This window comes from Streptomyces sp. JLYT201 (genome assembly GCF_059448825.1).
On sequence record NZ_CM182551.1, the window covers coordinates 8,994,562 to 9,009,617 of the forward strand.

A 15,056-nucleotide genomic window follows, 5' to 3' on the forward strand; every position below is an offset into this window, starting at 1 on the left:
AAAGGGGCAGCAAGCACATGTCGACCGACGACAAAGTCCTCGACTACCTGAAGCGCCTGACCGCGGACCTGAGGCAGACCAAGCAACGGCTCCGCGAGGCCGAGGAGAAGGACAGCGAGCCGATCGCGATCGTCGGCATGAGCTGCCGCTTCCCCGGCGGGATCGAGTCGCCGGACGACCTGTGGCGCCTCGTCGAGTCCGGGGCGGACGCGGTGTCCGGGTTCCCGGCCGACCGGGGCTGGGACCTGGAGTCGCTGTACGACGCCGACCCCGACCGCTCGGGCACCACCTACGCACGCGAGGGGGGATTCCTGCACGAGGCGATGCGGTTCGACGCGGGCTTCTTCGGCATCTCCCCGCGCGAGGCCCTCGCCATGGACCCGCAGCAGCGCCTCCTCCTCGAAACCTCCTGGGAGGTCTTCGAGCGGGCGGGCATCGACCCGAACGCGTTACGGGGCAGCCGCTCGGGCGTGTTCGTCGGTACGAACGGCCAGGACTACGCGGCCTTGCTGATGGCCGCACAGGAGACCGTCGAGGGCTACGCCGGAACGGGCATCTCGGCGAGCGTCATCTCCGGCCGCCTGTCGTACACGTTCGGTTTCGAGGGTCCGGCCGTCACGGTGGACACGGCGTGCTCGTCGTCCCTGGTCGCGCTGCACCTGGCGGTGCAGGCGCTGCGTTCGGGTGAGTGTGAACTCGCGCTCGCGGGTGGTGTGACGGTGATGTCGACGCCCGGTGCCTTCATCGAGTTCAGCCGCCAGCGGGGCCTTGCTCCCGACGGCCGGTGCAAGGCGTTCTCCGAGAGCGCCGACGGCACCGGCTGGGGCGAGGGCGTCGGCATGCTCCTGGTCGAACGTCTGTCGGACGCGCAGCGCAACGGCCACCAGGTCCTCGCCGTCGTCCGCGGTTCAGCGGTGAACCAGGACGGCGCGTCCAACGGCCTGACCGCGCCCAACGGCCCCTCCCAGCAGCGCGTCATCCGCCAGGCCCTGGCGAGCGGAGGCCTGACCGCCACCGATGTCGACGCGGTCGAGGCCCACGGCACCGGCACCACCCTCGGCGACCCCATCGAGGCCCAGGCGCTCCTGGCCACCTACGGTCAGGACCGGACCGAACACCCGCTGTGGCTCGGCTCCGTGAAGTCCAACCTCGGTCACACCCAGGCCGCCGCCGGTGTCGCCGGTGTCATCAAGATGGTCATGGCGATGCGGCACGGCGTGCTTCCGCGCACCCTGCACGTGAGTGAGCCGTCCTCGCACGTGGACTGGTCCGCGGGTGCCGTGGAGCTCCTGACGGAGGCCAAGGCGTGGCCGCAGACGGGCCGTCCGCGGCGCGCGGGCGTGTCGTCGTTCGGCGTGAGCGGCACGAACGCGCACACCATCATCGAGCAGGCCCCCGCCATCGAGGAGCCCGCTCCCGATGGGGCGCCCGGTCCGGCGGCCGGCGTGGTGCCGTGGGTGCTCTCGGCCCGGAGCGCCGAGGCGTTGCGGGAGCAGGCCGAGCGGCTCCGCTCGGGTGTGACCGGCCTGAACCCCGTGGACGTCGGTCTCTCCCTCGCCACGACGCGAGCGTCCTTCGACCACCGCGCGGTCGTCATCGCGGACGACCCGGGAACCCGGCTGACCGCTCTGACCGCTCTGGCCGAGGGCACACGGACGGCGGGCGCCATCACGGGCACCGTCGCCACAGGCCTGCTGGCCTTCCTGTTCTCAGGCCAGGGCTCGCAACGCCTGGGCATGGGGCGGGAGTTGGCCGCTCGGTTCCCGGTGTTCGCCGAGACGCTGGACCAGGTGCTCGCGGAGTTCGCACCGCAGGTCCGCGAGGTCCTGTTCGGCGAGGACGCGGACGCGCTGCACGCGACGGGGGTGACGCAGCCCGCGTTGTTCGCGGTCGAGGTGGCGCTGTTCCGTCTCCTTGAGTCGTGGGGGGTGCACCCCGACTTCCTGGCGGGTCACTCGATCGGCGAGCTTGCTGCCGCGCATGTGTCGGGTGTGTGGTCGCTGGCGGACGCGGTGAAGGTGGTGTCGGCGCGTGCGGGGTTGATGCAGGCGCTGCCGTCGGGTGGCGCGATGGTGGCAATTCAGGCGACGGAGGAAGAGGTCGCTGCGGACCTGCCGGAGACGGTGGGCATCGCGGCGGTGAACGGCCCGTCCTCGGTGGTCATTTCGGGTGTCGCCGCTGACGCGGAGGCGGTGGGTGAGCGCTGGCGTGCGGCGGGCCGCAAGGTCACCAAGCTCCGCGTCAGCCATGCGTTCCACTCGCCGCTGATGGACCCGATGCTGGATGACTTCCGCCGGGTCCTGGAGAGCGTGTCGTACGCGGCGCCCGCGATCCCGATCGTGTCGACCCTCACCGGCAGGGTGGCGAGCACCGAGGACCTCGCCTCACCGGAGTACTGGGTTCGGCACGTACGCGAGTCCGTACGGTTCGCCGATGCCGTAGCCACGTTGGTGGACGAGGGTGTGGGTGCGTTCGTCGAGGTCGGCCCCGGCGGGACGCTGTCGGCCCTCGGTCAGGACTCCGCGCCGGAGGCCGGGTTCGTACCGGTGCTGCGGGCCGACCGGGCCGAGGAACCCGCGCTGGTGTCGGCCGTGGCACAGCTGTACACGCGGGGCGTACGACTCGACTGGGAAGCCTTCTTCGCCGGTCGGGGCGGGCGGCGCGTGGACCTGCCGACGTACGCGTTCCAGCGGGAGCGCTTCTGGCTGGACGTGCTGCCGTCGGCGGGGGATGTGTCGGCGGCCGGGCTGGGTGCCGCGGAGCATCCGCTGCTGGGCGCGAGTGTCGCCCTGGCCGGTACGGATGGTGTGCTCCTCACGGGCCGGTTGTCGCTCCAGAGCCACCCCTGGCTGGCCGACCACCAGGTCATGGGGTCGGCGGTCCTGCCGGGCTCGGCCTTTGTGGAGCTGGCGGTGCGCGCGGGGGACCAGGTCGGGTGTGACCTGGTGGAGGAGCTGACGCTGGAGGCACCTCTCCTGCTGCCCGAGAGCGGTGCGGTGCGGGTGCAGGTGTGGGTCGGCGCTCAGGACACCTCGGGCAGGCGCGAGCTCACTCTCCACTCCAGCACGGGCGAGCTGGACGAGGGGCGTTCGTGGACCCGGCATGCCGGGGGCGTGCTGAGGGAGGGCGGGCGCTCCGCTGGGGCTTCCCTGGTCGCGTGGCCGCCTGCCGGGGCGGAGGCCGTGGACCTGGACGGGTTCTACGACCGCATGGCCGACGGAGGTTTCGGCTATGGGCCGGTCTTCCAGGGGCTGCGGGCCGCGTGGCGCACGGGCGACGAGGTGTTCGCCGAGGTCGCACTGCCGGAGGGCGCGAAGACCGAGGGCTACGGTCTGCACCCGGCGCTCCTCGACGCGGCACTGCACGCGGTAGGCGTGGCGGACGGCGACGGTGACACGGCCCGGTCGCCGGTCTCGTGGTCGGGTGTGCGGCTGCACGCGGCGGGGGCGACAGCCCTGCGAGTGCGGTTGGCGCCCGCAGGGCCGGACGCGATGTCGCTGACGGTCGCCGACGGGGCGGGCGCTCCGGTCGCCGAAGTCGAATCGCTGGTACTGGGCCCGGTGCCGGAGACGCTGACGCGGCAGGACCGGGACGCGCTGTTCGGCGTCGACTGGGTGTCGGTCCCCGTGTCTGACGGTGATGCTCCGAGGGTTGAGTGGTCGGAGCTGGAGGCGTTGGCGGGGCCGCGAGATGGCGAGTTGGCGGACTTCGTCGTGCTGTCCTGCCCGGTGGACTCCGCGTCCGATCCGGTGTCGGGTGCGCGTGAGGCGGCGTACTGGGCGCTGAACGCGGTGCAGACGTGGCTCACCGACGAGCGGTTCGCAGCGGCGCGTCTGGTCCTCGTCACCAAGGGGGCTGTCAGCGGCACACCTGATGAGGGCGTGGGGGATCTGGCGCAGGCTGCGGTGTGGGGTCTGGTGCGGTCGGCACAGTCGGAGAATCCGGGCCGGATCGTGCTGGTCGACCTGGACGACAAGGCTGCTTCGCTGGAGGTGTTGCCTTCCGTGCTGGCCACGGGGGAGCCGCAGCTCGCGGTGCGTTCCGGCGAGGCTCGTGCACCTCGCCTGGTCAGGGCGGCGCAGTCGGCGGTGGACGACCCCGGCTTCGGCGCGGGCACGGTTCTGGTCACCGGGGCGACGGGCACGCTGGGCGGCCTGGTGGCCCGCCACCTGGTCGCGGAGCGCGGTGTACGGAGCCTGCTCCTGGTGAGCCGTCGTGGCGCGGCGGCCGAGGGCGCCGAGGACCTGCGGAACGAACTCGCCGCGCAGGGCGCGGAGGTCGTACTCGCCGCCTGCGACATGGCCGACCGGCACGCGGTGGCGGCTCTGCTCGCTGAGCACGAGGTGACCGCCGTGGTGCACACGGCAGGCGTGCTGGACGACGCCACGATCACTTCGCTGACGCCGGAGCGGATCGACGCGGTGTTCCGGCCGAAGGTCGACGCGGCCTGGCACCTGCACGAGCTGACCTCCGGCCTGGACCTCTCCGCGTTCGTCCTCTTCTCCTCCGCGGCCGGGGTGTTCGGCGGCCCCGGTCAGGGCAACTACGCGGCCGCCAACTCCTTCCTGGACGCCCTCGCCGAGCACCGGCGTGCCCAGGGACTGCCCGCGACCTCCCTGGCCTGGGGCCTGTGGGAGACGGCCGACGGCATGGCGGGCAGCGTCGGCGACGCCGACGTGCGACGCATGGCCAGGGGCGGAGTGCTTCCGCTCGGCGTGGCCGACGGCCTGGCGCTGTTCGATGCGGCGGGCTCCACGGGGCGGCCTCTGCTCGCGCCGGTGCCGCTGGACCTGCCGGTGCTGCACCGCCAGGCGCGTACCCAGCCGGTGCCGCACCTCCTGCGCGGTCTCGTACGCGGTACGGCACGCAGGACCGCCGCTCCCGCCGCCGCCCGGTCCGCGCTGGCCCAGTCCCTGGTGGGCCTGAGCGCCGCCGAGCGGGAGAAGACACTCCTCGACCTCGTCAGCGGGCATGTGGCCATGGTGCTCGGGCACAGCTCCGCCCAGTCGATCGCGCCCGAACGCGCCTTCAAGGAGCTCGGCTTCGACTCGCTCAGCTCCGTCGAGCTGCGCAACCGCCTCGGCGCGGCGACGGAGCTCGCGCTGCCCGCCACACTGGTCTTCGACCACCCGACGCCTGCCGCCCTCGCGGCACACCTGGGCGCCGAGCTGCTTGGCGGAGTCGTCGACGTCGTGTCCGGCGGACCGGCGGCGCAGGGCGTGACCGATGAGCCGATCGCGATCGTCGCGATGAGCTGCCGTTTCCCCGGCGGGGTCGAGTCCCCGGAGGACCTGTGGCGCCTGATCGCCGAGGGCGGCGACGCCGTGTCGGAGTTCCCGGCCGACCGGGGCTGGGACCTGGAGGCGCTCTACGACCCCGACCCCGACGGCACGGGCACGTCGTACTCCCGCAGGGGTGCCTTCCTCGACCGCGTGGCGGACTTCGACCCGGCGTTCTTCGGGATCTCACCGCGTGAGGCCCTGGCGATGGACCCCCAGCAGCGACTGCTCCTGGAGACGTCGTGGGAGGCCTTCGAGCGGGCCGGGATCGACCCGAACGCACTGCGGGGCAGTCGCTCGGGCGTGTTCGTCGGTACGAACGGCCAGGACTACGCGGCGTTGTTGATGGCCGCGCGGGAGACCGTCGAGGGGTACGCAGGTACCGGCATCTCGGCGAGCGTGATCTCCGGCCGCCTGGCCTACAACTTCGGTTTCGAGGGTCCGGCCGTCACGGTGGACACGGCGTGCTCGTCGTCCCTGGTGGCCCTGCACCTGGCGGTGCAGGCGCTGCGGTCGGGCGAGTGCGAGTTGGCACTCGCGGGCGGTGTGACGGTGATGTCGACGCCGGGTGCCTTCATCGAGTTCAGCCGTCAGCGGGGGCTTTCGGTGGATGGCCGGTGCAAGGCGTTCTCCGATGGTGCGGATGGCACCGGCTGGGGTGAGGGCGTCGGGATGCTGGTGGTGGAGCGCCTGTCGGATGCTCAGCGCAATGGGCATGAGGTTCTGGCAGTCGTTCGTGGTTCGGCGGTGAACCAGGATGGTGCGTCCAATGGTCTGACGGCTCCGAATGGTCCCTCTCAGCAGCGGGTGATTCGTCAGGCGCTGGCGAGTGCGGGTCTGAACCCGTCCGACGTGGACGCGGTGGAGGCGCACGGCACGGGGACGAAGTTGGGTGACCCGATCGAGGCGCAGGCGCTGCTTGCGACGTACGGCCAGGATCGTCCTGCTGACCGGCCGTTGTGGTTGGGGTCGGTGAAGTCGAACATCGGTCACACGCAGGCCGCCGCTGGTGTGGCGGGTGTGATCAAGATGGTGCTGGCGATGCGCCATGGTGTGCTGCCGCGCACGCTGCACGTGGATGAGCCGTCTTCGCACGTGGACTGGTCGGCGGGTGCGGTGGAGTTGTTGACGGGTGAGCGTGCGTGGCCTGTGGTGGGTCGGCCGTGGCGGGCTGGTGTGTCGTCGTTCGGGTTCAGTGGTACGAACGCGCACGCCGTCATCGAGCAGGCCCCCGTCATCGAGCGGGAGGAGGCCCCGGAGCCGCTGCCCGATGGCGCGATGGTGCCGTGGGTGCTGTCGGCGAAGAGCCCGGTGGCACTGAGGGAGCAGGCGGCACGGCTGAAGTCCTTTGTGGAGGACTCTTCGGACCTGCCGGTGGCGGGCGTGGGCCGCGCGCTGGTGTTCTCGCGCGCCCTGCTGGAGCACCGTGCGGTGGTGGTCGCTGCGGACCGGTCGGAGTTCCTGGCTGCGCTGGAGGCCGTGGCCGAGGGGCGGACGACCGGTGCTGCGGTTGCGGGCGTCGGCGACGAGCCCGGCCGGGTGGGCTTCCTGTTCTCGGGCCAGGGTTCGCAGCGTCTGGGCATGGGCCGCGAACTGGCAAGCCGCTTCCCGGTGTTCGCCGAGGCCCTCGACGAGGTCCTGGCTCTCCTGGCTCCCGAGGTCCGCGAGGTTCTGTTCGGTGAGGACGCGGACGCGTTGAACGAGACGGGGGTGACGCAGCCTGCGTTGTTCGCGGTCGAGGTGGCGTTGTTCCGTCTTCTGGAGTCGTGGGGTGTGTGCCCTGACATGCTGGCGGGTCACTCCATCGGTGAGTTGGCTGCCGCGCATGTGTCGGGTGTGTGGTCGTTGGCGGATGCGGTGAGGGTGGTGTCGGCGCGTGCGGGGTTGATGCAGGCGCTGCCGTCGGGTGGCGCGATGGTGGCAATTCAGGCGACGGAGGAAGAGGTCGCTGCGGACTTGCCGGAGACGGTGGGCATCGCGGCGGTGAACGGCCCGTCCTCGGTGGTCATTTCGGGTGTCGGCGCTGACGCGGAGGCGGTGGGTGAGCGCTGGCGTGCGGCGGGCCGCAAGGTCACCCGGCTCAAGGTCTCTCACGCGTTCCACTCGCCGTTGATGGACCCGATGCTGGACGGCTTCCGACAGGTGCTGGAAGCGGTGTCGTTCGGCGAGCCCGCGATCCCCATCGTCTCGACGCTGACCGGTGTGCGGGCGAGTGCCGAGGAGTTGGCGTCGCCGGAGTACTGGGTGCGGCACGTACGCGAGTCAGTGCGGTTCGCCGATGCCGTGAGCGCACTGGTGGGCGAGGACGTGGGCACCTTCGTCGAGGTCGGCCCCGGCGGGACGCTGTCGGCTCTGGGGCGGGAGTCCGCGCCGGAGGCCGGGTTCGTACCGGTGTTGCGTGGCGATCGTCCTGAGGAGTCCGCGCTGGTGTCGGCGGTGGCGCAGCTGTGCGCTCGGGGCGTACGGGTGGACTGGGAGGTGTTCTTCGCCGGTCGTGGTGGCCGGAGGGTGAACCTGCCGACGTATGCGTTCGAGCGGGAGCGCTTCTGGCTGGACGTGGTGTCGTCGGCGGGGGATGTGTCGGCGGCCGGGCTGGGTGCTGCGGAGCATCCGCTGCTGGGTGCGAGTGTGACGCTGGCTGGTACGGATGGTGTGTTGCTGACGGGCCGGTTGTCGGTGCAGTCGCATCCGTGGCTGGCTGATCACGAGGTCATGGGGTCGGTGGTGCTGCCGGGTTCGGCCTTCGTGGAGCTGGCGGTGCGTGCGGGGGACCAGGTCGGGTGTGACCTGGTGGAGGAGCTGACGCTGGAGGCACCTCTCCTGCTGCCCGAGAGCGGTGCGGTGCGGGTGCAGGTGTGGGTGGGCGCCCAGGATGAGTCGGGCAGGCGCGAGTTGACCCTCTACTCCAGCACCGGCGAGGTGGACGAGGCGCGCGCGTGGACCCGGCATGCCAGCGGCGTGCTGCGTGAGGGTCGGCCTGCCGGTGGGGTCTCCCTGGTCGCGTGGCCGCCCGCCGGGGCGGAGGCCGTGGATCTGGACGGGTTCTACGACCGCATGGCCGACGGAGGTTTCGGCTACGGGCCGGTGTTCCAGGGGCTGCGGGCCGCCTGGCGCGCCGGGGACGAGGTGTTCGCCGAAGTCGCGCTGCCGGAAGAGGGCGTGAAGACGGAGGGCTACGGCCTGCATCCGGCGCTCCTCGACGCGGCGCTGCATGCCATTGGGCTGATGGGTGAGGCCGATGGGGCGGGCAGGCTGCCGTTCTCATGGTCGGGTGTGCGCCTGCACGCTGCCGGGGCGACGGTCCTGCGGGTACGGCTGGCGTCCACCGGGGCGGATGCGGTGTCGCTGGCGGTCGCTGATGGGGCGGGTGTTCCCGTCGCCACGGTCGACTCGCTCGTCCTGCGCCCGGCCGCGCCCGACCAGGCCGTGGGCAACGAGCCGAGCGACGCGCTGTTCGGTGTCGACTGGGCGCCTGTCGCTCTGCCCGACGGAGACGTACCGACGGCTCAGTGGTCCGATCTGGAGGCGTTGGCGGGGGCGCGGGACGGGGAGCTGGCGGACTTCGTCGTGCTGTCCTGCCCGGTGGACTCCGCGTCCGATCCGGTGGTGGGTGCGCGTGAGGTCGCGTACTGGGCGCTGAACGCTGTCCAGGCGTGGCTCGCGGATGCGCGGTTCTCAGCGGCGCGCCTGGTGGTTGTGACCAACGGCGCTGTGAGCAGCACTCCCGATGAGGGTGTGCGGGATCTCGCGCAGGCTGCGGTGTGGGGTCTGGTGCGGTCGGCGCAGTCGGAGAACCCCGACCGGATCGTGCTGGCCGACCTGGACGACGAGGCTGCTTCGCTGGAGGCGTTGCCTTCCGTGCTGGCCACGGGGGAGCCGCAGCTCGCGGTGCGTTCCGGCGAAGCCCGAATACCCCGGCTGGCCCGCGTCACGCAGCCCGTCGTGGACGACCCCGGCTTCGGTGAGGGGACGGTCCTGGTCACCGGGGCGACGGGCACGCTGGGCGGCCTGGTCGCCCGCCACCTGGTCGCCGAGCGCGGCGTGCGAAGCCTGCTCCTGGTGGGCGGCCACGGCACGGCCGCCGAGGACCTGCGGAACGAACTCACCGCGCAGGGCGCCGAAGTCGTGCTCGCCGCCTGCGACATGGCCGACCGGCACGCGGTGGCGGCTCTGCTCGCTGAGCACGAGGTGACCGCCGTGGTGCACACGGCGGGCGTGCTGGACGACGCCACGATCGCTTCGCTGACGCCGGAGCGGATCGACGCGGTGTTCCGGCCGAAGGTCGACGCAGCCTGGCACCTGCACGAGCTGACCTCCGGCCTGGATCTCTCCGCGTTCGTCCTCTTCTCCCCGGCCTCGGGTGTCTTCGGAACCCCCGGCCAGGGCGACCGCGCGGCGGCCAGCACCTTCCTCGACGCGCTCGCCGAGCACCGGCGTGCCCAGGGGCTGCCCGCGACCTCCCTTGCCTGGGGCCCGTGGGCCGCCCAGGACGGTACGGGCGAGAGCCCCGAAGGCACCGACGTACGACCGACGGTCAACGGTGCCCTCCCGATCGGCCCGGCGGAGGGCCTGGCGCTGTTCGACGCGGCGGGCTCCACGGGGCGGGCCACGGTCGCGCCGCTGCCGCTGGACCTGTCGGCCCTGCGCCGCCAGGCGCGTACCCAGCCGGTGCCGCACCTCCTGCGCGGTCTCGTACGCGGTACGGCACGCAGGACCGCCGCACCCGAGGCCGCCCGCTCCGCGCTCGCGCAGTCCCTCGCGGGCCTCACCGAAGCCGAGCGCGACAAGGCACTCCTCGACCTGGTGCTCGGCCACGTGGCCGCCGTGCTGGGCCACAGCTCCGCCCAAGTCATCTCGCCCGAGCGGGCGTTCAAGGAGCTGGGCTTCGACTCGCTGACCGCCGTCGAGTTCCGGGACCGGCTCAACGCGGCCACCGAGCTGCGGCTGCCCGCCACGCTCGTCTTCGACTACCCGACCCCCGACGCGCTCGTGGCGTACATCGGCGCCGAGCTGGCGGGCGCGCCCGTCGCGGCAGCGCCCACCCACGCCGTCGCGCACGTGACGGACGAGCCGATCGCGATCGTCGGCATGAGCTGCCGCTACCCCGGCGGGGTCGACTCGCCCGAGGACCTGTGGCGGCTCGTCCTGGACGGCACCGACGCCATCAGCGAGTTCCCCGGCAACCGCGGCTGGGACCTGGACGCGCTGTACGACCCGGACCCCGACCACCTGGGCACCACGTACACCCGCGAGGGCGGGTTCCTGCACGACGTCGACCAGTTCGACGCGGCGTTCTTCGGGATCTCGCCGCGCGAGGCCCTCGCCATGGACCCCCAGCAGCGACTGCTCCTGGAGACGTCGTGGGAGGCCTTCGAGCGGGCCGGAATCGACCCGAACTCGGTGCGGGGGCGCGACATCGGCGTCTTCGCGGGCACCAGCATCCAGGACTACGTCACGGCGCTGGTGGCGAGCGGGGAGAGCGTCGAGGGATACATCGGCACGGGCAACGCGGCGAGCGTCATGGCCGGCCGGCTGTCCTACACCTTCGGCCTGGAGGGCCCGGCGGTGACGGTGGACACCGCGTGCTCGTCGTCGCTCGTGGCCCTGCACCTGGCCGCGCAGGCGCTGCGCCGGGGGGAGTGCGCGATGGCCCTCGCGGGCGGCGTGGCGGTGATGTCGACGCCGGGCGCGTTCCTGGACTTCAGCCGCCAGCGCGGCCTGTCCGCCGACGGCCGGTGCAAGCCGTTCTCGTCGGACGCGGACGGCACCGGCTGGGGCGAGGGCGTCGGCATGCTCGTCCTGGAGCGGCTCTCCGACGCGCGGCGCAACGGCCACCAGGTACTGGCGGTGGTGCGCGGCTCCGCGGTGAACCAGGACGGCGCGTCCAACGGCCTGACCGCGCCCAACGGCCCCTCGCAGCAGCGCGTGATCCGGCAGGCCCTGGCGGGCGCTGGCCTGACCGCGTCCGACGTGGACGCCATGGAGGCCCACGGCACCGGCACGATGCTGGGCGACCCCATCGAGGCGCAGGCGATCCTCGCCACCTACGGCCAGGACCGGCCCGAGGACCGGCCGCTGTGGCTGGGCTCACTGAAGTCGAACATCGGTCACACCCAGGCCGCGGCCGGTGTCGGCGGCATCATCAAAATGGTCATGGCGATGCGCCACGGCGTCCTGCCGAAGACGCTGCACGTCGCCGAGCCGACCCCGCAGGTCGACTGGTCGACCGGAGACGTGGAGCTCCTCACCGAGGCCCGCCCCTGGCCGGACGCCGCGAGGCCGCGCCGGTTCGGCGTGTCCTCCTTCGGGTTCAGCGGCACCAACGCGCACGCCGTGATCGAGCAGGCGCCCGGCACGGAGGCCGCCGCGCCCGGCACGCCGGCGAGCGGGCCCGCGCCGGACACGTCCGCGCTGCCGGTGCTCCTCTCCGGGCGCGGCGACGACGCGCTGCGGGCGCAGGCCGAGCGGCTGCGCGCCCACCTCGTGGCGCACCCGGAGCTGGACCTGCCCGACGTGGCCACCACGCTCGCGGGGTCCCGGGCCGCCCTCGACCACCGGGCGGTCGTCGTCGGACAGGACCGCGAAGGCCTGCTCACGGCACTCAAGGCGCTCGCCGAGGGGCGGGCCGCGAACGGCCTGGTCTCCGGCGTCGCGGCGGGGCACCGCCTGGCGTTCCTGTTCGCCGGGCAGGGCGCGCAGCGCCTGGGCATGGGGCGCGAACTGTACGGGCGCTTCCCGGTGTTCGCCGACGCGCTCGACGAGGCCCGCCGCCACCTCGACGCGCACTCCGAACAGCCGCTCCTGGACGTGCTGTTCGGCGACGACGCCGACGCGCTGAACGAGACCGGGGTGACGCAGCCCGCGCTGTTCGCGGTCGAAGTGGCGCTGTTCCGCCTCCTGGAGTCCTGGGGGGTGCGCCCCGACCTGCTTGCGGGGCACTCGATCGGTGAGCTGGCCGCCGCCCACGTGGCCGGCGTGTGGTCACTGGCGGACGCCGCCGCGGTGGTGTCGGCCCGGGGCCGCCTGATGCAGGCGCTGCCCGAGGGCGGCGCGATGGTCGCGGTCCAGGCGACGGAGGAGGAGGTCGCTGCGGACCTGCCGGAGACGGTGGGCATCGCGGCGGTCAACGGCCCGTCCTCGGTGGTGATTTCGGGTGTCGCTGCTGACGTGGAGGCGGTGGGTGAGCGCTGGCGCGAGGCGGGCCGCAAGGTGACCCGGCTCAAGGTCAGTCACGCGTTCCACTCGCCGCTCATGGAGCCGATGCTCGACGACTTCCGGTGCGTACTGGAAGGCGTGGACTTCCAGGCGCCGACGATCCCGATCGTGTCCACGCTGACGGGCGGCCAGGCCTCCGCGGCGGAACTGGGATCCGTGGAGTACTGGGTGCGGCACGTACGGGAGTCCGTGCGGTTCGCCGACGCCGTCGGCACGCTGCGGGCACAGGGCGCGGACGTGTTCCTGGAGGTCGGTCCTGGCGGGGTGCTCACCGCCCTCGGCCAGGAGACCGCGGCCGACGCCGTGTTCGTGCCCGCGCTGCGCAGCGACCGGCCCGAGGCGACCGAACTGGTGACGGCGGCAGGCAGGCTGCACGTCCTCGGCACCCCCGTCGACTGGGCCGAACTCACCGCCGGCGGCACGCACGTCGACCTGCCCACCTACGCCTTCCGGCGCCGGCGGTTCTGGCCCGCCCCGGCCGCCGCCCCCTCGGGGGACGTCACCGGTACCGTCGACGCGCGGTTCTGGGCCGCCGTGGCGGACGGAGACCTCGGTGAGCTCGCCGACGAGCTGGCCGTATCCCCCGACGACCCGATCGGGGACGTGCTGCCCCGGCTCTCGTCGTGGCGGCGCGAGCAGGCCGCGAACTCCGCGGTCGACCGGATGCGCTACCGCGTCGCCTGGCGGCCGGTGAGCGAACCCACCGCGGCCCTCACGGGCACCTGGCTCCTGGTCAGCCGGGAAGGCGCCGGTGAGGAACCCGTCGCCGCCGCGCTGAGCAGGCACGGCGCGAAGGTCGTACCGGTCAGGACCGGCGAGGCCGTCGACCGGGACTCCCTCGCGGCCCGGACGGCGACCGGCGAGCCCGTCGCGGGCGTCCTGTCGCTGTTCGCGCTCGACCCCGCGCTGCCCTCCGGCGGCCTCGCCGCGACCCTCGCCCTGGTCCAGGCCCTCGGCGACACCGGCCTCGCCGCACCCCTGTGGTGCGCGACGCGGGGCGGCGCCGCCACCAGTGCCTCCGACACGACCGTCCACCCCGACCAGGCGATGGTGTGGGGCCTCGGCCGGGTCGTCGGCCTGGAACACCCCGAGCGCTGGGGCGGCCTGGTCGACCTGCCCGACACCCTGGACGAGCGCGCCGGGGCCCGCCTCGCGGGCGTCCTGTCCGGCGACACCGGAGAGGACCAGGTCGCGCTGCGCGCGAGCGGAGTGGTGGCCCGGAGGATCGTGCGGGCGCCCGCAGGGCGCGCCAAGGACTGGGCGCCCACCGGCACCGTCCTGATCACCGGCGGCACCGGCGCCCTCGGCGCGCACATCGCCAAGTGGCTGATCGCGCACGGCGCCGAGCACCTGCTCCTCACCAGCAGGCGCGGGCCGAAGGCCGACGGAGCCGAGGAGCTGCGCGCGGAACTGACCGCGCTGGGCGCCCGCGTCACGATCGCCGCGTGCGACGTGGCCGACCGCGACGCGCTGGCGGACCTGCTGGCCTCGGTGCCCGCCGAGTACCCGCTCACCGGGGTCGTGCACGCGGCGGGCGTCCTGGACGACGGCGTCCTGTCCGCGCTCACCGAGGACCGCCTGCACGCCGTACTGCGACCGAAGGTCGACGCCGCGGTGAACCTGGACGAACTGACCCGGGCGCACGACCTGTCGACGTTCGTCATGTTCTCCTCGACGTCCGGCGCGCTCGGCGGCCCCGGGCAGGCCAACTACGCGGCCGCCAACACCTTCCTGGAGGCGCTCGCGGACCGGCGCGCGGCAGCGGGCTTGCCCGCCACCGCCGTCGCGTGGGGGCCCTGGGGCGGCGGCGGCATGGCCGAGGGGCCGCTCGGCGACCAGCTGCGCCGCCGCGGCATGCCCCCCATGGAGCCCGGGCAGGCCATCGCCGCCCTCGACCGGGCCGTCCGCCAGGGCGACCCGACGGCGATGGTGGCGGACATCGACTGGGACGTCTTCGCCGCGGGCTTCACGTCGGTGCGGCCGAGCCCGCTCCTGGCGGAACTGTCCGCGGGGCAGCGCGCCCAGGCCGCCGCAGAGACGGCCGCGCCCGTCGACACGGCGGCCCGGCTCACCTCCCTGCCCGGACCCGAGCGCGAGCGCGCCGTCCTCGACCTGGTGCGGGAGCAGGCCGCCGCCGTCCTCGGCCACGACGGCACCAAACTGGTGGAGCCAGGCCGGGCCTTCCAGGAGCTGGGCTTCGACTCGCTCACCGCGGTCGAGTTCCGCAACCTCCTCAACTCCCACACCGGTCTGAGCCTGCCCGCGACGCTCATCTTCGATCACCCCACGCCGTCCGCGCTCGCCGCACACGTCCTCGACGAACTCCCGGGCGGCGGGGCGCCGACCATCGACGCCGAGCTGGACCGCCTGGAGTCCGCACTGTCCCTCCTGACGCCGGACGACGAACAGAGCGCCGCCGTCAGTGCCCGCCTCCGTGCGCTGCTGTCCCTGTGGGACGAGGCGCACACCCGCACGGAACCCGCCGAGTCCGCCACGGACGCGCGCACGGCCACGGCGGACGAGCTGCTCTCGCTGCTCGACGAACAACTCGGTAGGTCCTGA

The 15,056-nt window shown here is 73.2% G+C and carries 1 protein-coding gene; it reads left to right on the forward strand.

The genetic code is table 11. From position 1 onward, the window contains the following. The first annotated feature begins 17 nt into the window (after nt 1-17). On the forward strand, nt 18-15,056 hold the full coding sequence (locus AC5WAM_RS38170; RefSeq protein WP_495520418.1) for a type I polyketide synthase: 15,039 nt from the start codon (nt 18-20) through the stop codon (nt 15,054-15,056).

Excerpts from the sequence above, each read along its gene's own strand:
- AC5WAM_RS38170 (WP_495520418.1), top strand. The coding sequence starts at position 18 with ATGTCGACCGACGACAAAGTCCTCGACTACCTGAAGCGCCTGACCGCG.